We start from the raw sequence: 20,699 nt of genomic DNA on the forward strand, positions 1-20,699 counted from the left end.
CCGGGCATCAACGCGTCAGCCCCCGCGGATTGAAACGGAAGATGGCGTTGTTGATCGCTGCCAGCTTGTCACGCGGGAAGGGCAGCGGCGAGCACTTGGGGTCCATCAGCGCGCGCCGCGCCGCCTCGAACACCGCCCGCGCCCGCGGCTCGGAAGGGATCGCGCCGGCCGGGCGCACCACGCGCACCGTGCCGCTGGCATCCGCCTCCACCTTCAGTTCCACGACGATGCTGGAGATGTCGGGCGCCCCGGCATCTACCGACCAGCACTCGCTGATCTTGTCCGCCACGCCCCGGATCTCGCCGGAGGTCAGCGCGGCCGTCCCTGTCGGCGCCCCGCCGCCCCGGGCGGGACTGCCCGCCGCTGGATTGGGGCGGCTGGACGGCGCCTGGTTCTGCGCCTGCATCGCGCGCAGCCGCTCCAGCGTGTTCTGCGCGGCGTTGCTGTTCTCCGCCGGGTTCCGCACGGGCGGTGTCTGCCCCGTGCCCGGGCGGTTGTTGCTCTCCCGCGCCGGCGGCACGGGCGGCTGGTTCGGCACTGCGTTCGGCCGCGCCGGGGCCGGTGGCGCGGGCGGGCTGGCGGCTGCCTGCTGCTGCGGGGGCGCCGGGGGTGCCGGTGGGGCCGGCGGCGCGGGCGGGGTCTGGGCTGCCTGCCGCTGCGGCGGCGTGGGCGCGGAAGGCCGCGGCGGCGCGGGCGGCGTCGGCGTCGGCGGCGTCTGCTGCACCTGCTGCTGCACCCCGTCCGGCATGGGCGGCGCGGGCGGCGGCGGCAGGGGCAGCGGTGGCAGCGGCGGGGCCGGCGGCGTCGCCTGGGCCTGCTGCTGCGCGGGCGCGGGCGGCGAAGGGCGCGGGGGTGTCGGCGCGGGCGGCGTCGGGGTGGGCGCAGGCGGCAGGGGCAGCGGCGGCACGGCCGTCGGCGTGGGCGGCACGGGCGTCGGCGGCGCCGGCATCTGCGGCGCCGCCGGGTTGGGCGGCGGCGGTGGCGGCAGCGGCGTCGGCGGCTCGTTCCGCGGCGGTTCGGGCGGCGTGGGGGTCGGAGTCGGGGTGGGCGGCGTCCGATCCGGCGCGGGCGGGGCGGGCAAGGGAAGCGGCTCCGGCGCCTGGGCCAGCTGCGGCATGTCCGGCGTCACGATCTCGACGGGCATGGCCGTCTCCACCGGCTCCGGCAGTTCCCGGCCCGGCAGCTCGATCAGCAGCAGCAGGAACACCACGGCATGCGCCACCAGCGACGCCACCAGCCAGGGGCGGAGCCGGTCGGCGCGCCCATCCATGAAGCCCTGCGCCCCCGACATCGGACTACCGCCTCGGCGCGCCCGCCGGTGCGGCCGGGGCCGCGGAGGCGGCCGCACCGCGCGCGGGGGCCGCGCCGGCGGCGCCGCCGGTGCGGGCCGGCGTGCCCGCCGGCTGCTCCGCCAGCAGCGCCACGCGGGAGAAGCCGGCGGAGGAGACGATCCCCATCACCTCCATGATCTTCCCGTAGGCGATGCTCCGGTCCCCGCGCACGAAGATCCGGCGCTCCGGCTGGCCCTGGGGCTGGTTCTCCATGATGGCGCGAAGCTGCGGTACCAGCCCTTCGGCCTGGACTTCCGTCTCCTGCAGGAAGATCCGCCCCTCCGGGTTGATGGAGATGGTGATCGGCTCCTGCTCCTGGTTCAGGGCCGCCGCCTGGGTCTTGGGCAGGTCCACGGGCACGCCCACCGTCATCAGCGGCGCGGCCACCATGAAGATGATGAGCAGGACGAGCATCACGTCCACCAGCGGGGTGACGTTGATCTCCGCCATCGGCCGGCGCCGCCGCCCGCCGCGCCCGCCGCCCGTCTGGATCGAGGCAGCCATCGCCTCAGACCTGCGCCGGCTGGCGCGGGGGCGAGTTCGGGGACGGCGCCGCCGGCGCCTCGTCCGCCTGGCGGGAGAGGATCGCGCCGAACTCCGTCGAGAAGCCCTCCAGCCGCCCGGTGAAGCGCGCCAGGTCCGTGTTGATCTTGTTGTAGGCCAGCACCGCCGGGATAGCGGCCACCAAGCCGATGGCCGTGGCGAACAGCGCCTCCGCGATGCCCGGCGCCACCACGGCAAGGTTCGTGTTGTTCATCCCCGCGATGGCGGAGAAGGAGTTCATGATGCCCCAGACCGTGCCGAACAGCCCGATGAAGGGCCCGACGGAGCCGACGGAGGCGAGGAAGGTCATCCACCGCTCCAGCCCGTCCATCTCGCGGTTGATGGCCACGTTCATGGCCCGGTCCGCCCGCTCCTTCATGCCGGTCATGGCCAGGGCCCCGGTCAGGCCCATATCGGCCGCCCGCGACCACTCCCGCATGCCCGATCCGAACACCGAGGCCATCGGATGCGTCGGCCGCTCCCCCTCGCTGCGGTAGAGGTCCTCCAGGCTGCCGCCGGACCAGAACTTGTCCTCGAAGGCATCGGCCGCGCGGTTCACGCGCCGCATCGTCGTCCACTTCTCGAAGACGATCGCCCAGACCCAGACGCTGGCGAGCAGCAGGCCGATCATCACCGCCTTCACCACCAGGTCCGCCTGGAGGAACAGCCCCCACAGCGAGAGGTCGTGCCCGGCCGCGGCCAGGTTCTGCGCAGTCACACCACCGTTCACGGGCGGTCTCCTCGTTCACGCGCCCGATCCGGGCGCCATCCCCTGGCGCCCCCCGGCGCCCCCCAGGCCCTCTCGGGCCGAACCCTCATCCCCAGCCGGACTCTGCCCGGCGCGGGGAGCGGCAATGCGGCAGCCCCGCCACCACATCGCCCGAATTCGTCAGGCCTCCGGACGCAGCGCGGAGCGCCAGGGCTCCGGCAGCGGCACCGGCCGCAGGCTCTCCTGCGAGACGCAGACCAGCCCTACTTTCAAGCGCGCCAGCACCCCGCCATCCTCCGCCACCACGTCCTGCCCCACCTCGAGCGAGGCGGCCCCCGCCTTCAGCACCCGCGTCTCGATGGACACGAGGTCATCCAGCCGCGCGGGCCGCAGATACGCCACTTCGATGCGTCGCACCACAAGCAACGAAGCATGACGTTCCATTAGAAGATGATGCGGCAAGCCTATGTCGCGCAAGGATTCCGTTCGTGCCCGCTCCGCCCAGCGGAGATAGTTGGCGTGATAGGCCACGCCGCCCGCATCGGTGTCCTCGAAATAGATCCGGATGGGATAGCGATGCACGGCCATGGCGCCCGCCCCTAGCGCCAATCGTGCCGCCCGCCCAGGGGTCCCGGGCCGCATCGGCCCGTCCTCACGCCGATCGCGGCAGGGTCGACGTTACGCCCCGGGCCGGCCCCATGCCCCGGCATCCCGCCAGCCGGCAACCCGGCTCGTGTCAGGTTTCCTGACGAACCCGGGATGCCATTCACCTAAAACATTGATTGTACGCGATAAAATTCCTGGCACGCCGCATGTAGTCCCTCTCTCCAGTGGATATCCTTCCACATACTGGAGACATGCGATGAAACGCATTCTTTCCGCCGCGGCGGTGCTGTCGGCGCTTGTCGGCCTCGCCGGCGCAAACCAGGCCTCCGCGGCCCCGATCGTCCTCACCTTCGACACGGCGGGCAACTACCCCGTCTATACGGAGAAGGGCCTCACCATCACCCCGATCCTCGGCTCCACGGCCGTTCCCATCGCCAATGGCCGGTTCGATCTGCCCTGCTGCAGCGGGGCAGACCGGAACTTCTCCTTCACGACGGGCAGCGCCTTCGACTTCATCAGCCTCCTCTTCAACCATAGCGATGTCGGCGATCCCTATACCTTCACGGGCTACCGGAACGGGCAGCAGGTCACCCAGCAGGTCGTGAACGGGAATGATGTCGGCACCGTCCTGTTCCCGACCTTCACGAATCTGACCGAGGTGCGTGTCTTCTTTGGCGGCGCCTTCTACGACCCGGACATGGACAACCTCACCTACCAGGCCTCCGCCGCCGTGACGGTTCCGGAGCCCATGTCCATCACCCTGCTCGGCGCGGGCCTGCTCGGGCTCGGGCTCGTCCGCCGCAAGGCGCGCGGCTGATCCATTGCGACACGGCGAGGCCCTGCCACCCAGCGGGGCCTCATCGGCAGGGAACGGGAACCCGCAAGGCCCCCTCGCCGGCCGGAATGGCCTCTAGCCCAGCCCGGTCCAGAAGCTGCCCTCGTAGGGGAAGGCGGAAAAGCGCCCGTTGATCTCGGCCAGCGTCGCCGCGGGATCCAGCGCCCCGAATATCTCCGGGCGCACCCAGCGCGCCATTGCCTCCTCCGCCACGATGTTGATCGCGGATTGGGTGAAGGCGTGCCAGAGCCCGAAGGCCCGCCTCGCCCTTGCCGCCGGCAGCGCGGCCAGCTCCGGCGCGCGCATCACCACCTCCAGGCTGGCCCGCGCCGCCTCGGGCGAGACCCCGCCGCCGAGCTGGAGGCCCGCGGTCTCGCCCTGCACCGCCGTGCCCGTGCCGATGAAGACCTCCGCGCCCGAGAGCAGCACGCTCTCAACCGGGATCGAGCCTCCGCCCCCGGGAACCACGCCCGCAGCCACGTTCCGCGCCCGCAAGGCCACCAGGAATTCCCCAACCGAACCCTCCGGCCCCGGCGCCCAGCAGCAGGGCCAGCGGCCGGCATAGGCGGCGAAAAGCACGCGCGGCCCCTCCCCGCCTCTCGCCGCGACACCGCCGGCGATGCGGGCCTTCCGTTCCTCGATGAAGGCCGTGATGCCCTCAGCCCGCTCCTCCTGCCCCAGCGCGGCGCCGAGCAGCCGCAGGCCCGGCACCGTGTTCCGCGCCGGCCGCTGGAAGAAGTCCACATAGACCACCGGCACGCCCGAGCCTTCCAGAAGCTCCACCGCCCGCCGCATCTCCTGCGAATTCGCCTGCCAGGCGCTGAGCACCACCAGATCCGGCCGCAGCGCCAAGGCGCGCTCCGCCGGGAAGCCCTGCCCCACCGAGGCCGTCAGCTCCGGCACCCTCTCCAGCGCCGGGAAGCGTCGCCGCAGCGCCGTGTCCATCGCCGCATCCACCCGCTTCAGCTCACCCCCGGTCCCGACGAGGATGGAGACGGGGTCGGGGTGCACCAGGGCTAGGTTCAGCAGCTGGAACCCCTCCCCCAGCAGCACCGCGCGGGGCGGCGCCTTGATCGTCACCCGCCGGCCCAGGACATCGGTGACGGTCCGGGGCCAGGCCCCCTGCCCCCGCGCCGAACCGACCGCCAGCACCCCGGCCACCCCCAACACGGCGCGACGAGGCAAGGCAGGACGTGGGTGAGAGGGAAGGGTTCGGGCCACGTCATCCATCCGCCGGGTTCCTGCGAGCCGTTCGCAGTTAACCCTGCCGTGGCCAGGCGGCAAGCTGACCGGGGTGAAGGGCGTCAGGCCAGCGGGTCGTCCAGCAGGTCCCCCTGGGAGGCCAGCGCGCTGCGCGGCGGCGTCATTCCCAGGTGCTTCCAGCCCGGCAATCCCAGCACCCGCCCGCGCTGGGTCCGCAGGATCAGCCCCTCCTGGATCAAATAGGGCTCGATCACTTCCTCCAGCGTGTCCCGGCTCTCCGCCAGGGCCGCCGCCAGGGTCTCCACCCCCACCGGCCCGCCGCCATGGTGGTCGGCCAGCCGCCGCAGGTAGCGCCGGTCCATCGCATCCAGCCCCAGCCGATCCACCTCCAGCCGCTGCAGCGCCGAATCCGCCAGCGCCAGGTCTGCGGGCCGCCCGGCCACCGCCGCGAAGTCCCGCACGCGCCGCAGCAGCCGCCCGGCGATGCGCGGGGTGCCGCGGCTGCGCTTCGCGATCTCCCAGGCCCCTTCCCGCGTCAGCTCGAAGCCCAGCTTCTGCGCCCCGCGCGAAACGATCCGTTCCAGCTCCTCCGGCGTGTAGAATTGCAGGCGCAGCGGGATGCCGAAGCGGTCCCGCAGCGGAGTGGCCAGCAGCCCCGCCCGCGTGGTGGCGCCCACCAGGGTGAAGGGCGGCAGGTCGATCCGAACCGTCCGCGCCGCCGGGCCCTCACCGATGATGAGGTCCAGCTGGAAGTCCTCCATCGCCGGATAGAGCGTCTCCTCGATCGCCGGTTGCAGCCGGTGGATCTCGTCCACGAACAGCACGTCCCGCGGCTGAAGGTTCGTCAGGATGGCAGCCAGGTCCCCCGCCCGCTGCAGCACGGGCCCGGATGTGGCGCGGAACCCCACGCCCAGTTCCCGCGCGACGATCTGCGCCAGCGTGGTCTTGCCCAGGCCCGGCGGACCGAAGAGCAGGACATGGTCCAGCGCATCCCCCCGCGCGCGCGCTGCCTGGACGAAGACGGACAGGTTCTCCCGCAGAGCAGGCTGGCCCGTGAAGTCCGCCAGGGTCTGTGGCCGGAGCGTGGCTTCCGCCGCGTCCTCCTCCTGCCGGTTCCCGGCTGTAATGCGATCCGTGCTCATGCAGGGGAACATAGCGTGACCGCAGCCCGCTGTCGCGGCCGCCCCCTGCCCGGTCCGCCGCAAAACCGCCTGGGCCCGGCACATCAACGCTCCGTTTACGCCGCCCGGGCCAGGATGCGGCGTCATGCCGGGCCCGGCCCGGCAAACAACGGGAAGGATTCCCGCTCACCGCCCCAGAGGCCCGCATGTCACCGAACCTCTCCAACATCGCCTTCTACGTCGTCCTGCTACCCCTGGTGGCGATGGTCGGTTCCATCGCGCTCGCCGTCCTCGGCCTCGCCGTTGCGGAGCCCTGGGCGTCCCGGCGCAAGGGAAAGCCCGCACCGACCACGCGCGCCTCCCGCGGAAGGCCCCCCGCAGACCCCGACGCGCGGTCTCTCACGCCGAAGGACGCGGCAACGGCGCCCGTCCGGGCGGCGGAACCCGCCTGAGCCGGGCATGCATTCCCGGGCGCGGCCTCCATGTCGGGCAGTTCCCGCTTTTCTGGCTGGCGCCGATCCTCGGCGCGATGCCAGCGGGCCTGCCGGCACGCCCGCCCTGCGAACCCTCCTCCATCGAGGACACGGTGGTGATCGAGCAGCGCCGGGCCGAGTTGGATCGGCTGCCCCGAATGGCGGCCTAGCGCGGCGCCATTTCCTTCAGGCTCTCGCGGATCAAGGTGTTCAGGTCTGCGCCTTCCCCCAGCCGGTCCTGCACCCGTGCCACCACGGAGGCCGCCTCGGGCCGCCGCCAGCCGAGGTTCAGCAGCGCGGAGACCGCGTCCGCCGCCGCCCCATGCTCCGGCGTCGGCGCCGCCGGCACCACGAAGGCGGCATCGCCGGTGGGCATTCCCCCCACCTTCTCCCGCAACTCGGAGAGCAGCCGCACCGCCAGCTTCGGCCCCACGCCCGGCGCCCGCGTCAGGCTGCCCCGGTCCCCCTCCAGGATCGCCGCCGCCAGGTCGCGCGGGGAGAGGGCGGAGAGCAGCCCCAGCGCCACCTTCGGCCCCACGCCCTGAATTCCCGTGAGAAGCCTGAACCAGTCCCGCTCCGCCGCATCGGCGAAGCCGTAGAGGGTGATCGCGTCCTCCCGCACCACAGTCTCGATCCACAGCGTTCCCGCCGCATCCTGCGGCAGCGCCGCCACGGCACGGGAGGAGGCGGCGACAAGGTAGCCCACCCCGTTCACGTCCAGGATGCACCCGCCCTCATGCACGGAATCCAGCCGGCCACGCAGCTTCCCGATCATGCCGGCTGATACCCCCGCGCCAGCGCGATGCGGGAGGAGCGGTGGTTGGCGTGGCAGATGGCGATCGCCAGCGCGTCCGCCGCGTCCGCCCGCTTCATCGTGGCGCCCGGCAGCAGCCGGCGCACCATGTCCTGCACCTGCACCTTGTCCGCATGCCCGGTGCCGACCACGGCGCGCTTGATCTCCATCGCCTGGTACTCGGCCACCAGCACCCCCATCAGGGCCGGCGCCAGCAGCACCACGCCCCGCGCCTGGCCGAGCTTCAGCGCGGCGCCGGGGTTCTTGTTGACGTAAGTGTGCTCCACCGCCGCCTCGTCCGGCCGCATCTCCTCGATCAGCGCGGTCAGCGCGCGATGGATGATGCAGAGCCGGTCCGCCAGCGGCAGGTCCGCCTTGGTGCTCACCACCCCGTCGCCCAGGTGCCGCAGGCGCGATCCCGTGCTCTCCACAAGCCCCCAGCCCGTGTGCTGCAGGCCCGGATCAAGCCCGAGAATCCTGACGGACCCGCTCAAGCCGTCAGCTTCTCGAGGATCTCGTCCGGCACGTCGAAATTGGCATAGACGTTCTGCACGTCGTCGTGGTCGTCCAGCGCGTCCACCATCTTCAGCACGCCGCGCGCGCTGTCCTCGTCCAGCGGAACGGTCGCGTTGGGGCGCCACTCCAGCTTCGCGCTCTCCGCCGGGCCCAGCTTCGCCTCCAGCGCGTCGCGCACCGCGAAAAGGTCCTCCACGGCCGTGCGGATCGCGTGCCCGTCCTCGTCCGTCTCCACGTCCTGGGCGCCCGCCTCGATCGCGGCCTCCAGCACCGTGTCGGCATCCCCGGCGGAGGGCAGATAGCGCACCACCCCCTCTCGCTCGAACTGGAAGGCCACGGAGTTCATCTCCCCCAGCGCTCCGCCGTTCTTGGAGAAGATGGAGCGCAGGTCGGAGGCCGTGCGGTTCCGGTTGTCCGTCAGCGCCTCCACGATCACGGCCACGCCGCCGGGGCCGTAACCCTCGTAGCGCACCTCGTCGTAGTTTTCCGTGTCCGTGCCCTGGGCCACGCGCTTGATGGCGCGCTCCACGGTGTCCCGGGGCATGTTGGCCACCAGCGCGGCCTTCACGGCGGCGCGCAGGCGCGGGTTGTGCGCGGGGTCCGGCATGCCCTGCTTGGCGGAGACCGTCACCTCGCGGATCAGCTTGCCCCAGGCCTGGGCCCGCTTGGCGCTCTGCGCGGCCTTGCGGTGTGCGATGTTCTTGGCGTGCGAATGGCCGGCCATGATCGGCGTCCTGTTCCTTCTCGGGCGGCGGCGCGCCGGCCCGGAGGGACCCCGGAAGCCGCGCGCCGGCCCGCCGGGGCCAGGCCCCCGGCAAGGAAGGGGGGCGGCCCGCGCGGCGGGGCTGGGAACCCCCATCCTACATCACCGCCCCCGCCCGGCGCCACCCGGGCCGAAACGGCGCTTGCCCTTGCCGCCGGGAACCGCTTCACCTTGCCGGAACCCGCTTCCCCGAGGTCCTCATGGACGCCAACCCCGCCGCCAACCCCTTCGACGTGACCTCGCACGAGGCGCTCGCCACCCTCTACGACGCCCCGCGCCCCCTGGTGCTCGCCAAGGCCACGGACCGGATCGAGGGCAAGAGCGCGGCCTTCATCGCCGCCTCCCCCTTCTGCGTCCTCTCCACGGTCGGCAACCGCGGCCCCCACGCCACCCCGCGCGGCGACGCCCCGGGCTTCGTGGCCCTGCTGGACGAGCGCACCCTCGTCCTGCCGGACCGCCGCGGCAACAACCGGATCGACGCCCTGCGCGACGTGCTGGACGACCCGCGCGTCGCCATCCTCTTCCTCGTGCCCGGCATGGGCGAGACGCTCCGCGTCCACGGTACCGCCCGCATCAGCACCGATCCGGAGTTGCGCGGCCGCCTCGCCATGGGCCGCTCCGTTCCCCCCACGGTCCTCGTGGTCTCCGTCACCGAGGTCTTCATGCAGTGCCCCCGCGCCCTGCTCCGGGCCGAGCTCTGGGCCGGCCGGGAAAAGGCGGCGGGCGCCCCCACCGGCGGCGAGATGATCGCCGAGCACACCAAGGGCGCCTACGACGCGAAGGTCTATGACAACGAGACCGCCCCTTTCTGCGCCGAGAACCTCTACTGACCTGATACGGTGCCCGACCTGCGCATCTCCCGGAGCCTGACGATCCCGGAGGCGGCGCTGGAGGAGAGCTTCATCGCCGCCTCCGGCCCCGGCGGGCAGAACGTGAACAAGGTCGCCACTGCGGTGCAGCTCCGCCTGTACACCGCGCTCGTGCCGGGGCTGAGCGAGCGCGTCCTGGGCAACCTCCGCACCCTCGCCGGGCGCCGCATGAACGAGGAAGGTGTCATCCTCCTCGTCTCGCGGGAGCACAGGACGCAGGACCGCAACCGAGAGGCCGCCCGCGCCCGGCTCGAAGCCCTGGTGCGGGAAGCCGCGGCCCCTCCCCCGCCCATTCGCCGCCCCACCCGCCCGACCAAGGGCAGCAAGGAACGCCGCCTGGCCGAGAAGGGCGTGCGGTCCGGGATCAAGCGGAACCGCGGCCGGATCCGGGACGAATAAGGGTCACGGCCGGGCAGCGTCGCCCCGGATGCCCTCATCTTCGTCAGCCGACAGTCCACGGCACCTGCGGTCAAGGCCGATGCCGTGAACCCAACCCGGCAACTGCCCTATTGCGTATTCCCCAGGGCGGTCGGCGGAGGCGATTGCGTCTTCGCCCCGGCATCCGCCCCGACCGGCTCAGGCCGCCTCTCCGGTCCGCCGATGCCCTCCGCCTCGGCCGGCGTCCGCGCGAAGCGGGAGAGGATGACGCTCTGCGCCGGCACGGCAATGGCGATGCCCAGCTCCTCGAAGCGCTGCTTGATGCGGCGGTTGAACTCCCGCTGCACACCCCAGCGGCCGGTATCCGTGCAGGCCATCTGCCCGAGGACCGTGAAGGTGGCGCCATCCACCTTGTCCACGCCCCAGAGGGCGAAATCGTCGAGGATGCCGTCCTTGAAGGCCGGATCGGTGCGCAGCCCCGCCCCGATCTCCTTTAGCACCCGCCCCACGCGGTCCGGATCCTCGGAGAAGGCAACGGTGACGGAGACGGCGGCATTGCCCTTGCCCCGGTTGGTGTTCGTCACCGTGCTCACGGAGCTGAACGGGATCACGTGCACGGACCCGTCGCCCGCCCGCAGCCGGATGGTGCGGATGGACAGGTTCTCGACCGAGCCGGAGAGGCCGGAGACGGTCACCCAGTCCCCCACCTGCATCGTGTTCTCCAGCAGCAGGAAGATCCCGGTGATCACGTCCTGCACCAGCTTCTGGGACCCGAAGCCCACGGCCACGCCGAGGATTCCCGCGCCCGCCAGAAGCGGCGCGATGTTCACGCCGAGCTGCGAGAGCGCGGTGAAGCCCACGATCGCCACGATCAGCACCAGCAGCGTGGTGTGCAGCAGCGGCAGCAGCGTGCGCAGCCGTGCCGAACGCGCGCGGTCCCCGCGCTGCGCCATCTCCGCGATGTTGCGATCGATCCAGGCATTCACACCCTCCCAGATCATCACCGCCAGCACGCCCGCGACAAGAAGGATGAGCGCGGAAGTTACAACCCGCTGCCCCAGCCCGCCGTCGCGGAACGATTCCATCACGTCCAGCCCCCAGACCTGCAGCAGGGCGAGCACGGTGACGGCGCCGATCGCGACGGAGATCCCGCGCCGGAGCAGCGGCACGTAGCGGTTCGCGCGCCCCTCCAGCAGCGGCAGGCGCTGGGCCGTCTCCGCCTTGATGCGGAACGCGCGGTCCATCAGGCCCAGCACGGTCACCGCCACCAGCCGCGCCACCACCAGCACCGCGGCCGTCGCGCCGACATAGCGCAGCAGCAGCCCGTAGCCGTTCTCGATCCGCAGCGCCCAGACGAACCAGAGCGCGAGCAGCAGGAACACCGCCACGATGTGCCAAACCCGCGCCAACCAGCGCCGCGCCAGCGCCAGCCCGCCCGTGGCCCCCGCCGGAGCGTCGATCATCGCGGCGACCCCGCGGCGGCACTGCAGCACCACCACGATCAGCAGCACGTGGTTCAGCAGCACCACCAGCTTCGCGGCAGAATCATAGGCCGCCGGGTAGAGGCCGAGGATGCGCGCGATCTCCAGCGCCGCCATGCCGTAGATGGCGATCCCCGTCACCCGCCCCAGCCACACCTCCGCATAGGCCGCGGTCTCGTCGGACATGCGGAACAGCCGCAGGAAGCGCGATCGGGGCGAGACCACCGCGCAACCCGTCGCCATGATGACGTGCTGGATCACGAAGGCGTTCACCGCCGCGATGATGATCAGCGCCGTCACCCCGCCATCGCCCAGGGGCGTCGCCAGCAGCAGGTTGCCGACCAGCGCGAAGACGCCGATCGGGATCAGCTCCAGCACCAGCCGGACCAGGGCGAGCGGCAGGCGCTGCATCAGCCGCAGCTCCGCCAGGCTCGCCACCCGCGGGGCGTCGTTCGTGGATGCGACGGTCCGCCGGGCCACGGCCTTGTCCACCGCCCTCCGCTCAAGTGCGGCCAGCGGCCGGCGCAGCGCGCGGCGCAGCACCCAGCGCGCGCCCCAGGCCAGGGCGACGACAGCGGCCAGCCGCCAGGCGACGTCCAGGAGGGCGGACTGAGCGAAGGGGTTGGTCGCGGTCCGGACCAGCCACATCCAGGCCAGTGGCAGACTGGAGACCGTGGCCCCCACAGCCGCCAGATGGCCCGACAGGGCGGAGAGCCAGTGGGACAGGGCAGCGATGATCTCCGCCAGAAGACTGTCCGAGGTCAGGGAAACCTTGTCTGAGGGAGGCGCCGCCGGGGCAGCCGCCGTCGCGGCCGGGGTGCCCTGCGCCGCCGTCCCGACCGCAGGGGCCGGCGCTGCCACATGGCCCGGTTCCACGCCCGCGATGGCGCGAAGCGCGTCCAGCACCTGCTGCCGGCGGGTATCGTCCCCGAGGATGCTCAGCGCGTTGCGCGCCTGCTCCGGCGTCAGCGCTTCCGCCCCTGCAGCCGCCGCAAGGCCCGTTTGTGCCCGGGCAGGGCCGGCGCCAATCGCCAGACCCGCCACCAGGATCAGGGCAGCGGCCCCCCAGCCCACCCTCCTTAGGAGAGATGTACCGGGTCGGCCACCACGGGAGGCCAGCCCAGCAAAGGGGTTCAGGGCAAGGAGAAGCTGCTGCATTCCTTGGGATACTCCAGAGGCCGTTTGGACCGCGTCGGGCCAGGACTGGATGGCAGACGAGGGCTCCTGGCCCCCGGGGCGTCACGTCCGGCCGCCGCGCCCCCTGGGCGCCGCGCATGGCCGGGCACGGCAGAATTCCCCCGCCAGCCGATCGGGCCGCGGAGCGCACTCCCCGGAGAAGCGGGCAAAGGGGTCGCTTGGTTGCAGTTGCGAAGGCGGAAGGGGCGCCCGGCCCCACCCCGGCCTCAGAACCCTGGCATGATCTGGGAAAGCCGCCCGCCCAGGCGCACCGGCCCGACCCGGATCGCCAGCCCCGTCGTGTCGTCGGTCTCCGCCAGCACGCCGCAGAGCGTCGCCTCGCCCTCCGCGGGCGCCAGCCGCTCCGCCGGCACCTTGCGCCAGAAGCGGATGGAGGCCCCGGCCTTCCCCATGCCGATCACGCTGTCGTAGTCGCCGCACATGCCGGCATCGCTGACATAGCCCGTGCCACCCTCCAGCACCTGGTGGTCCGCGGTCGGCACATGGGTGTGCGTGCCGCAGATGAGGCTGACGCGCCCGTCGAAGGAGTGCCCGAAGCCGAGCTTCTCGCTCGTCGCCTCAGCGTGGATATCGACCACCACGGCCTGCACGGACCCGCCCGCGCCCATCGTGTGCCGCGCCAGCTCCGCCTGGGCGGCGCGGAAGGGGTCGTCCAGCGGCTCCATGAACAGCCGCCCCATCACCTGCATCACCAGGGCGCGCCCCTTGCCCGGCACATCCACCACGGTCGCCCCGCGGCCGGGCGTGCCGGGCGGGTAGTTCATCGGGCGGATCAGCCGCGGCTCGCCCTCGATATAGGGAACGATCTCCTTGCGGTCCCAGGCGTGATTGCCGAGCGTCAGCACATCCGCGCCCGCTTCCAGGAAGGCCCGCGCCATGTCCGGCGCCAGCCCGAAGCCGTGCGAGGCGTTCTCCGCATTCAGCACGACGAGATCGGCGGAAAGCTCCCGCCGCAGCCCCGGCAGGCGGGACACCACGGCATCACGCCCAGCGCGCCCGACCACATCGCCCAGGAACAGGATCCTCAAGCCGCCGAACCCCCACCCGGCAAAATTCCGAACCGCATCACGCCAAGCTCCGTCGCCACCGCGTCCAGCGGGGCGTCATGCGGCCCGCAGGGCACGCTGTCCATCTCCTGGCAGGCGAAGGCCACGCCGAGGGTCCCCACCGCCGGCAGCGCCGCCAGGGTCCGGTCGTAGTAGCCGCCGCCATAGCCCAGCCGCTGCCCGGCACGGTCGAAGGCCAGAAGCGGCACGATCACCCAGTCGGGCGCCAGGACCGGCGCATCCTCGCCGGGCTGAAGCGTCCCGAAGGGACCCTTGGCCATCGGATCACCGAAGGCGAAGGCCCGGAAATCCAGCGGCAGGCCGCGCTTCGGGGTACGGGGAAGGCAGAGCCGGTGCCCCCGCCCCTCCAGCGCCCGCATCAGCGGCCGGACGTCGATCTCGTGTCCCATTGGCCAGAACCCGGCCACCACGGCACCCGCCGGCGGCGGCGCGTACCGCAGCACATGCGCCGCCAGCGCCGGCCCGGTGCCTGCCGCATCGGCGCGCGCGCGCCGGGCCTGGGCCTCCTCGCGCGCCACGATCTTGGCCGCGCGCAGCGCGGCGTCGTCGCCGGTACCGGTAGGGGAGAAGTGCGGAGCCGCCATGACCGCTGGCGATTCGTCCTCCAAGGCCTGCTAACGCAGGTGGGCGCCAGATATCCGGACCAGGGCCCGGACAGAGCCAGCTCCCGGAGGGTGCTTATTGGCCCAGGGGATCGTTTGCCTGGCGCGAAAGGCAGCCCCGCCCGACCTATCTAGTGCCGCGCACCCTCTTCCGCCAGACCGCGCCGGGGATTTCCCGCTCAGCCCTTCCCGAGGTCGGTGGCGATCCCCTCGATCCGCTCCGCCACCCGCGCCAGCCGCTCGGCCAGCCGCGGATCAGTCGGCGCCGCCGGGGGCAGCATCCCCGCCCGCGCCTGGGCCAGCTCCACCTTCAGGTCGTGCACCTCGTCGGCCAGCAGGAGGGAGGCGAGCAGCAGCAGCCGCGATTCGCCGTAGGATCCGCCCATGGTCCGCACGGAGGAGACGCGGCGGTCCACCTCCGCCGCCAGAGCGACGAGATGCGCCTCCTGCCCGTCCTCGCAGGACACGGGATGGCTGTAGCCGCCGACGCGAACCGTCACCTGTCCCAAAGCCTAGCCCTCCAACGCCATCAAGAATCGTCTAGCCTCGCCGATCATCCGAGGTTCGGGCCGGTGGGGCCGCTCGCGCCGCCTTCATCCTCCGGCAGCCCTGCCTCGTCGAAGGCGGCGTCCTCGTCCAGCCCTTCCTCGGCAAGGATCGGCGATCCTTCCGGCAGGGCGGCGCGCAACCGGGCAATGGTCGCCTCCAGCCGTGCCGAAAGCGCCGCCACCTCCTCGACCGGCACGCCCACCGGGGAGGGCTCCACGCGCGGCATCGCGGCCGCAGCCCGCGCCAGCCGCTCCACCGCCGCTTCCAAACGCGCGGCCGCCTCTGCCAGGCTGTCCGACATGCCGCCCCCAACCTCCGGGCCCGCGCCAGACGACGGGCCAGTCAACACCGAGCGCTCCGTGCCGGAAGCAACCGAGCCGCCAGGATCCCTGCGACCGGTCCTGACACGTGAGCGTGATGGCTTTACGCATCCCCCCGCAAGGGGGTCAACCGCGGCACTGCCCGCCGTCCGCTTCCATTCCGCCGGGGAAGCCGCTGCGGCCCTGTCCCTTGCCCCACCTTCAGGCCTGCTCCTCCTCTCCGCCCCCGGGGCCGCCGCATGGCCCGGGGCTGCTGTCGTGGCGGCTATGATCGCCCGCGCCCTGGCGCACCATCCCGGCGCACCCCACCGCGCCGCGCTGGACTGCGCCAGCGCCCCCGGCCTGGCCCTGGACGCGCTGCGCCAGGGCTGGCGCCTGCTGGTGCTGGACCCTGCCCACCCCGCCTTCCCCGCCGTCCGGGCCGCGGCCGAGGAGGTCGGCGCCGCCCTGCTACCCGAGCCGCCGGAGGCGCTGGACCTCTCGCGCCTGGACCTCGGCAAGCCCGGCGGCCTGGCGATCCTCGCCCGCCATCTCGGGGTCTCCGTGACGGAGCTTTAACCCCGTCTCCACGCCGCGCCGGGCCTGCCATGGCGTTGAGAAAGCCCATCCCCACCGAGGAACTCCGCCATGCGCCTTCTCCTTCCCGCCGCTCTCCTTGCCGCCACGCTCGCGGCCGCTCTTCCCGCCCAGGCCCGGGAAGGCGGCTGCATCAAGGACGGCGCGGCGGGCGCGGTCGCCGGACATTTCGTTGGCAGCGGCCACGCGGTCGCCGGCGCCGCGGTCGGCTGTGCCGTCGGCGTCCACCGCCGCCACGCGGCCGAGCGCCGGGAGCAGCAACAGCAGCAGCAGCCGAACGGGAACGGCAACAACGGCTGATGCGACGGTCACGGGCCCTCTCCCCCGGGGCCCGTGACAACCCTGCCGCCCTGCGGCTTACTCCCCCCGCCCGCCCTCAAGGCCCCGGCAGAGGAGGAACCCGCCCCATGCAGCTCACCCCCAAGGTCCGCGAGATCCTCGGCTGGTACGAGAGCGACAATCCCGGCACCAAGGCGAACCTCGCCCGCATCCTGATGGAGGGCCGGCTCGGCGGCACCGGCCGCATGGTAATCCTGCCAGTGGACCAGGGCTTCGAGCACGGCCCCGCCCGCTCCTTCGCCCCCAACCCCGCGGCCTACGACCCCCGCTATCACTTCGAGCTGGCGATCGAAGCCGGGCTGAACGCCTATGCCGCCCCGCTCGGCATGATCGAGGCCGGCGCCGCCACCTATGCCGGCGCCATCCCGACCATCCTGAAGGTGAACAGCAGCAACTCGCTCTCCACCACCAAGGACCAGGCCGTCACGGGCACGGTTGCGGACGCCCTGCGCCTGGGCTGCTCCGCCATCGGCTTCACCATCTACCCGGGCAGCGAGTACCAGTTCGAGATGATGGAGGAGCTGCGCGAATTGGCCGAGGAGGCGAAGGCCTCCGGCCTCGCCGTCGTGGTCTGGAGCTACCCGCGCGGCCCGATGCTGGACAAGGTCGGGGAGACCGCGCTCGACATCTGCGCCTATGCCGCGCACATGGCCGCCCTTCTCGGCGCCCACATCATCAAGGTGAAGCCGCCCGCCGAGGCGATCTTCCTCGATGCGGCGAAGAAGACCTACGAGAAGAGCCCCGTGCCCGACATCGGCACCCTCTCTGGCCGCATCGCGCATGTGGTGCAGGCCTGCTTCGGCGGCCGTCGCCTCGTCGTCTTCTCCGGCGGCGAGTCCGGGACGAGCGAAGCCATGGTGGAGATGGCGCGCGGCATCCATGCCGGCGGCGGCAACGGCTCCATTATCGGCCGCAACACCTTCCAGCGCCCGAAGGCGGAGGCGCTGAAGCTGCTCTCCGACATCATCGAGGTCTACAAGGCCTGATCCGCACGCCGGGCGCCCCTCCGGGGCCGCCCCTCACGGCCGCTAGGTGCCGAAGAACCAGACATGCCCTTTGGGATCGCGCGCCGCATAGCCGCGTCCGCGATAGCCTTCGCCCAATGGCTCCCGCACCACCTCGGCCCAGGCCTGCCGCGCCCGCCTGCAATGCGCGTCCACATCGTCCCTGACGACATGGATCGTCTGCGTGAAGCCGCCGACCTCGGCCACGCCGAGCCAACCCTGCCCGTCCTCCTTGACGGAGCCGAGCATCGCCATGCCCGTGCCGGACACCCTCTCCGCGTGCTCGATCCACCCGCCCTCGCCGGCATAGGCCGCGTGCTCGGCGAGGCCGAACGCGTCCTGCAGGAAGGCCATCGCGCCCGCCACGTCGCGGTAGCGAAGGCATGGTATCACCCCACCGAAGCCCACCGGACCCCCTCCCCTCGATGACCGATTGCCGACTCTACCTCATCACCCCGCCGCGCATCGACCTCGCGACCTTCGCGGACGACCTCGCCCGCGCGCTGGATGCCGGCGACGTCGCCTGCCTGCAGCTCCGCCTGAAGGAGGCACCGGAGGACGAGGTGCGCCGCGCCATCGACACGCTGCGGCCCGTGGCGCAGGCGCGGGACGTCGCCTTCCTGCTGAACGACAACGCCGAACTGGCCGCGCGCACGGGCTGCGACGGCGCCCATCTCGGCCAGGAGGACGGCGACCACGCGCGCGCCCGGCAGCTGCTGAAGGACGGCACCCTCGGCATCACCTGCCATGCCAGCCGCCACCTCGCGATGGAGGCGGGGGAACTGGGGGCCGACTACGTCGCCTTCGGCGCCTTTTTCCCCACCACGACCAAGGACGCCCAGCACCATGCCGAGCCCGAGATCCTGGAGTGGTGGTCCTCGCTCTTCGAGATCCCGAGCGTCGCGATCGGCGGCATCACCGCGGAGAACTGCGCCCCGCTGGTCCGCGCCGGCGCCGATTTCCTGGCCGTGGTCGGCGCGGTGTGGAGCCATCGGGAAGGTCCCGCCGCCGGCGTGCGCGCGATGAACGCCGCCATCGCCGCGGCCTGAGCCGGCCGGATCCACGGCCCGGAAACACGAAAGGCCGCGCCCCCCGGTCAGGAGGCGCGGCCCTCGGGCCGGACGGGAACCGGTCCTAGCGGACGATGGAAACGCCCGGCGAACGCGTGCCCTCCGGCGTGATCGAGCCGGCAGGCGCGGTCTGCTGGGGCATCGGGGCCGGAGCGCCCGGCGCGCCCTCCAGCACCATGCCGCCGCCGTTGTAGGCGCGATCCGAATCCGCGGTGCGGCCGCCCCGGTCGATCGGCGGGCCGGGGGAGCGGTGGTTGGTGCGGCCGTCCCGCATGTCGGCCAGGGCCGGAGCAGCGACGAGCACAGCGGTCGCCGCGATGGCAAGAATGCGCATGGTGGACCTCCGAGTTGATCCCCCGGTCAACGCCCCCCCTTTTCCCCGGTTGCACCGCGGCGTGGCCCCGGCCAAGACCGTGCCATGGACGAACTGACCTTCCTCGCCGCCCTGCACCGCCCGGGCACGCTGGTGGATGTCGGTGCGCATGAGGGCCTTCTCTCCCTTCCCCTCGCCGCCCTGCCAGGCGCGCGGGTGATCGCCTTCGAGCCTCTGGCCGAGGCCCGGGCGGTGCTGGCGGGGCGCGCCGGCGGGATCACGATCCGCGCGGAAGCCCTGGGCGACGCGCCGGGCGTGCTCGATCTGTCCGTCCCAGTGCTGGACGGCGTGCCGCAGTGGCAATGGGCCAGCACCGCGAAGGGCTACGCCGCGCATGAGAGCGCACGGGTGTCCGTGCGCCGGAACCCCGTTCCCGTCATCACCCTGGACAGCCTCTCGATCCCGGACCTCACCGCGCTGAAGATCGACGCGGAGGGCGCCGAATACGCCGTTCTGCGCGGCGCGCGGGAAACCCTGGCCCGCTGCCGCCCCGTCCTGACCCTGGAACTGGAGGAGCGCCACGCGGAAGGCTGCACCTGGGCCGTGCCCGCCTTCCTCGACGCCCTGGGATACGAGACCTGCTTCGCGCACCAGGGCCGCTGGCACCCTATGGCGGCGCTGCATCGCCCGACCATGCAGCGCGCGAGCCCCGACCCCTCGGTGTTCGAGGCCTCGGACCCCTATATCTTCAACTTCTACGCCTGGCCGCTGGAGCGCGCGGCGGAAGCCCGCGCGCTCCTCCAACACTAAGGCCGGCTTAGCCCTGCTGCGGCGCGCTCAGCTCGCCGGACTGCACCAGTTGGTGCGCCTCCGCGGCCTGGGCCTCCAGGGACTGCCGCAGACCGGCGGCCAGCCCCAGCCGATGCGCCAGCGCGTCCAGATAGGCACGCTCCGCCGCCGTGTCCGGCTCCGCCACCAGCCGGGAGACCATGTAGATCTCGGACTTCTGGGCATCCGTGCGCGCCATCGCCGCGATCGCGGCGGGATCGACTGGCGCGTCCAGCGCCTGGAAGACGAAGCCCTTGGCATCGGCATCCAGGCCCAGCCGCTCCACCTCGTCGAAGATCCGGTTGCGCTCCGAATCGTCCAGGTGCCCGTCCGCCTTCGCCGCCGCGATCATCGCGCGGATAAGGGAGAGCCCGAAGGGATGCCCGTCCGCCCCCGGCGCGTCGTCGCGGGCGAACTCCGTCGGGGGCGGCAGGGCGGGCGCGCCCTGCGCGGGTGCGGCGCCGGACCAGGGGCCCGTCGAAGGAACTGAGGCCGAGCCGGAAGGCATGGAGGACGGCGCCGGTGCGCCACCCTGCGCCTGGGAATCCTGCCACTGCTTCCAGGCGCGATAAGCCAGCGTGCCCAGCACGGCCATGCCGCCCATCCGCAGCAGCCCGCCGCCGCCGCTGCGCCGGCCACCGCCGAGAAGGGAGCCGAGCAGCCCGCCGGCCGCGGCCGTTCCGATGCCGCCGCCGAGCATTCCCCCAAGGCCGCCACCGAGCCCACCGCCGGTCCCGCTGCCCGCGGCACCACCGAGGCTGCCGATCGGTCCGCCGAAGAAGCCGCCACCGCTCCGGTCGCTGTCCTGGTCGCCCGCCCGGCCCGGCGTCGCCACGGTGCCGGCCGTGTCGCGCTCATCGCCCAGGCTGCCGATCGGGCCGCCGAAGAAACCGCCCCCGCTCCCCGACCGGCCCTCGTCGCCGAGGCTGCCGATCGGCCCGCCGAACATGCCGCCGCCACGCGATCCGCCCTGGCTCCCAAGGCTGCCGATCCCGCCGCCCAACAGGCCCCCCAGCACGTCCCGCAGCGATCCGCCACCGCCCGCGCCGCCGCCAAGGCTGCCGATCCCGCCGCCCCCGCGGGAGTCCGTCCAGCGCCCGCCACCGGAGCCTCCTCCGAGGAATCCGTCCAGCAGCCCCTTCGTATCAAACATTAGCGTCTCTCCCGATCAGACCGGAGAAACGCGACAGCCCGCGCTTCGATGCGCCGCCAC

The 20,699-nt window shown here is 72.6% G+C and carries 26 protein-coding genes and 1 other RNA gene; 9 read left to right on the forward strand and 18 right to left on the reverse strand.

Annotated features, from left to right (window positions below; translation table 11 throughout):
- Nucleotides 1-7: 7 nt before the first annotated feature.
- The 4 genes from J5Y10_RS11140 to J5Y10_RS11155 all read right to left on the reverse strand — a co-directional run bounded on the left by J5Y10_RS11140 (nt 8) and on the right by J5Y10_RS11155 (nt 3,171).
- Nucleotides 8-1,291, reverse strand: a complete 1,284-nt coding sequence (locus J5Y10_RS11140; protein ID WP_209373527.1) for a hypothetical protein — start codon at nt 1,289-1,291, stop codon at nt 8-10.
- Nucleotides 1,292-1,295: 4 nt separating this feature from the next.
- Nucleotides 1,296-1,835, reverse strand: a complete 540-nt coding sequence (gene tolR / locus J5Y10_RS11145) for a protein TolR (protein ID WP_209373529.1) — start codon at nt 1,833-1,835, stop codon at nt 1,296-1,298.
- A 4-nt stretch (nt 1,836-1,839) separates the two neighbouring features.
- A complete protein-coding gene (gene tolQ / locus J5Y10_RS11150; protein WP_209373531.1) occupies nt 1,840-2,604 on the reverse strand; it encodes a protein TolQ in 765 nt (254 codons plus the stop codon).
- Nucleotides 2,605-2,763: 159 nt separating this feature from the next.
- Nucleotides 2,764-3,171, reverse strand: a complete 408-nt coding sequence (locus J5Y10_RS11155; protein ID WP_209373533.1) for a YbgC/FadM family acyl-CoA thioesterase — start codon at nt 3,169-3,171, stop codon at nt 2,764-2,766.
- Nucleotides 3,172-3,445: 274 nt separating this feature from the next.
- Between J5Y10_RS11155 and J5Y10_RS11160 the strand changes: the two genes are divergently transcribed.
- A complete protein-coding gene (locus tag J5Y10_RS11160) occupies nt 3,446-4,006 on the forward strand; it encodes a PEP-CTERM sorting domain-containing protein (protein WP_209373535.1) in 561 nt (186 codons plus the stop codon).
- Between the two features lie 93 nt (nt 4,007-4,099).
- Here J5Y10_RS11160 and J5Y10_RS11165 read toward each other — a convergent pair whose 3' ends face one another.
- Nucleotides 4,100-5,254 (reverse strand): ABC transporter substrate-binding protein, encoded by a 1,155-nt coding sequence (locus J5Y10_RS11165; protein WP_209373537.1) that lies wholly within the window; start codon nt 5,252-5,254, stop codon nt 4,100-4,102.
- Nucleotides 5,255-5,328: 74 nt separating this feature from the next.
- Nucleotides 5,329-6,369, reverse strand: a complete 1,041-nt coding sequence (gene ruvB, locus J5Y10_RS11170) for a Holliday junction branch migration DNA helicase RuvB (RefSeq protein ID WP_209373538.1) — start codon at nt 6,367-6,369, stop codon at nt 5,329-5,331.
- Between the two features lie 185 nt (nt 6,370-6,554).
- Between ruvB and J5Y10_RS11175 the strand changes: the two genes are divergently transcribed.
- Nucleotides 6,555-6,800, forward strand: a complete 246-nt coding sequence (locus J5Y10_RS11175; RefSeq protein ID WP_209373539.1) for a hypothetical protein — start codon at nt 6,555-6,557, stop codon at nt 6,798-6,800.
- A gap of 187 nt (nt 6,801-6,987) precedes the next feature.
- On the opposite strand, the gene ruvA is transcribed toward J5Y10_RS11175, so the two are convergent.
- Genes ruvA through J5Y10_RS11190 form a run of 3 tightly spaced genes read right to left on the reverse strand, consistent with a single transcriptional unit; the run spans nt 6,988 to nt 8,854 of the window.
- Nucleotides 6,988-7,596, reverse strand: a complete 609-nt coding sequence (gene ruvA / locus J5Y10_RS11180; RefSeq protein ID WP_209373540.1) for a Holliday junction branch migration protein RuvA — start codon at nt 7,594-7,596, stop codon at nt 6,988-6,990.
- Nucleotides 7,593-8,108, reverse strand: a complete 516-nt coding sequence (ruvC, locus tag J5Y10_RS11185) for a crossover junction endodeoxyribonuclease RuvC (RefSeq protein WP_209373541.1) — start codon at nt 8,106-8,108, stop codon at nt 7,593-7,595. The genes ruvA and ruvC overlap by 4 nt, the downstream gene beginning before the upstream one ends.
- Nucleotides 8,105-8,854, reverse strand: a complete 750-nt coding sequence (locus J5Y10_RS11190) for a YebC/PmpR family DNA-binding transcriptional regulator (RefSeq protein WP_209373542.1) — start codon at nt 8,852-8,854, stop codon at nt 8,105-8,107. Before J5Y10_RS11190 ends, ruvC begins: the two co-directional genes overlap by 4 nt.
- A gap of 239 nt (nt 8,855-9,093) precedes the next feature.
- Between J5Y10_RS11190 and J5Y10_RS11195 the strand changes: the two genes are divergently transcribed.
- Both J5Y10_RS11195 and arfB read left to right on the forward strand, forming a co-directional pair.
- Complete coding sequence (locus J5Y10_RS11195; RefSeq protein ID WP_209373543.1) at nt 9,094-9,723, forward strand: MSMEG_1061 family FMN-dependent PPOX-type flavoprotein; 630 nt, start codon at nt 9,094-9,096, stop codon at nt 9,721-9,723.
- A gap of 9 nt (nt 9,724-9,732) precedes the next feature.
- Entirely contained in the window at nt 9,733-10,161 is a 429-nt protein-coding gene (gene arfB, locus J5Y10_RS11200; RefSeq protein ID WP_209373546.1) for an alternative ribosome rescue aminoacyl-tRNA hydrolase ArfB, read from the forward strand.
- 107 nt (nt 10,162-10,268) lie between these two features.
- On the opposite strand, the gene J5Y10_RS11205 is transcribed toward arfB, so the two are convergent.
- The 6 genes from J5Y10_RS11205 to J5Y10_RS11230 form a co-directional block, all read right to left on the reverse strand.
- A complete protein-coding gene (locus tag J5Y10_RS11205) occupies nt 10,269-12,779 on the reverse strand; it encodes a mechanosensitive ion channel domain-containing protein (protein ID WP_209373548.1) in 2,511 nt (836 codons plus the stop codon).
- Between the two features lie 245 nt (nt 12,780-13,024).
- Nucleotides 13,025-13,846 (reverse strand): TIGR00282 family metallophosphoesterase, encoded by an 822-nt coding sequence (locus J5Y10_RS11210; protein ID WP_209373550.1) that lies wholly within the window; start codon nt 13,844-13,846, stop codon nt 13,025-13,027.
- Entirely contained in the window at nt 13,843-14,469 is a 627-nt protein-coding gene (locus J5Y10_RS11215) for a 5-formyltetrahydrofolate cyclo-ligase (RefSeq protein WP_209373551.1), read from the reverse strand. The genes J5Y10_RS11210 and J5Y10_RS11215 overlap by 4 nt, the downstream gene beginning before the upstream one ends.
- Nucleotides 14,456-14,609: non-coding RNA, 6S RNA (gene ssrS / locus J5Y10_RS11220), on the reverse strand. The genes J5Y10_RS11215 and ssrS overlap by 14 nt, the downstream gene beginning before the upstream one ends.
- A gap of 57 nt (nt 14,610-14,666) precedes the next feature.
- Nucleotides 14,667-14,996, reverse strand: a complete 330-nt coding sequence (gene zapA / locus J5Y10_RS11225; protein ID WP_209373552.1) for a cell division protein ZapA — start codon at nt 14,994-14,996, stop codon at nt 14,667-14,669.
- A gap of 44 nt (nt 14,997-15,040) precedes the next feature.
- The gene (locus tag J5Y10_RS11230; RefSeq protein WP_209373553.1) at nt 15,041-15,337 is read right to left on the reverse strand and encodes a hypothetical protein; all 297 of its coding nucleotides are present in this window, start codon (nt 15,335-15,337) and stop codon (nt 15,041-15,043) included.
- Between the two features lie 277 nt (nt 15,338-15,614).
- Here J5Y10_RS11230 and J5Y10_RS11235 point away from each other — a divergent pair, with 277 nt between their 5' ends.
- The 3 genes from J5Y10_RS11235 to J5Y10_RS11245 all read left to right on the forward strand — a co-directional run bounded on the left by J5Y10_RS11235 (nt 15,615) and on the right by J5Y10_RS11245 (nt 17,257).
- A complete protein-coding gene (locus J5Y10_RS11235; RefSeq protein WP_209373554.1) occupies nt 15,615-15,914 on the forward strand; it encodes a hypothetical protein in 300 nt (99 codons plus the stop codon).
- A gap of 69 nt (nt 15,915-15,983) precedes the next feature.
- Nucleotides 15,984-16,232: a hypothetical protein gene (locus tag J5Y10_RS11240; protein ID WP_209373555.1), complete on the forward strand. Its 249-nt coding sequence runs from the start codon at nt 15,984-15,986 to the stop codon at nt 16,230-16,232.
- Nucleotides 16,233-16,339: 107 nt separating this feature from the next.
- The gene (locus tag J5Y10_RS11245; RefSeq protein WP_209373557.1) at nt 16,340-17,257 is read left to right on the forward strand and encodes a class I fructose-bisphosphate aldolase; all 918 of its coding nucleotides are present in this window, start codon (nt 16,340-16,342) and stop codon (nt 17,255-17,257) included.
- A gap of 42 nt (nt 17,258-17,299) precedes the next feature.
- Here the strand turns inward: J5Y10_RS11245 and J5Y10_RS11250 are convergent, their stop codons facing one another.
- Nucleotides 17,300-17,668 carry a VOC family protein gene (locus J5Y10_RS11250; protein ID WP_209373559.1) on the reverse strand — a complete coding sequence of 123 codons (369 nt, stop codon included), beginning with the start codon at nt 17,666-17,668 and terminating at the stop codon, nt 17,300-17,302.
- A 32-nt stretch (nt 17,669-17,700) separates the two neighbouring features.
- Here J5Y10_RS11250 and thiE point away from each other — a divergent pair, with 32 nt between their 5' ends.
- Complete coding sequence (thiE, locus tag J5Y10_RS11255; RefSeq protein WP_209373561.1) at nt 17,701-18,324, forward strand: thiamine phosphate synthase; 624 nt, start codon at nt 17,701-17,703, stop codon at nt 18,322-18,324.
- Between the two features lie 85 nt (nt 18,325-18,409).
- On the opposite strand, the gene J5Y10_RS11260 is transcribed toward thiE, so the two are convergent.
- Entirely contained in the window at nt 18,410-18,679 is a 270-nt protein-coding gene (locus tag J5Y10_RS11260; protein WP_209373563.1) for a hypothetical protein, read from the reverse strand.
- Between the two features lie 84 nt (nt 18,680-18,763).
- On the opposite strand from J5Y10_RS11260, the gene J5Y10_RS11265 reads away from it, so the two are divergent.
- Nucleotides 18,764-19,468, forward strand: a complete 705-nt coding sequence (locus J5Y10_RS11265) for an FkbM family methyltransferase (RefSeq protein WP_209373565.1) — start codon at nt 18,764-18,766, stop codon at nt 19,466-19,468.
- Nucleotides 19,469-19,475: 7 nt separating this feature from the next.
- On the opposite strand, the gene J5Y10_RS27825 is transcribed toward J5Y10_RS11265, so the two are convergent.
- A complete protein-coding gene (locus J5Y10_RS27825) occupies nt 19,476-20,639 on the reverse strand; it encodes a tellurite resistance TerB family protein (RefSeq protein ID WP_245214550.1) in 1,164 nt (387 codons plus the stop codon).
- Nucleotides 20,640-20,699: the final 60 nt, after the last annotated feature.

The sequence above is a fragment of the Roseomonas indoligenes genome (genome assembly GCF_017813365.1).
GTDB lineage: Bacteria > Pseudomonadota > Alphaproteobacteria > Acetobacterales > Acetobacteraceae > Roseomonas > Roseomonas indoligenes.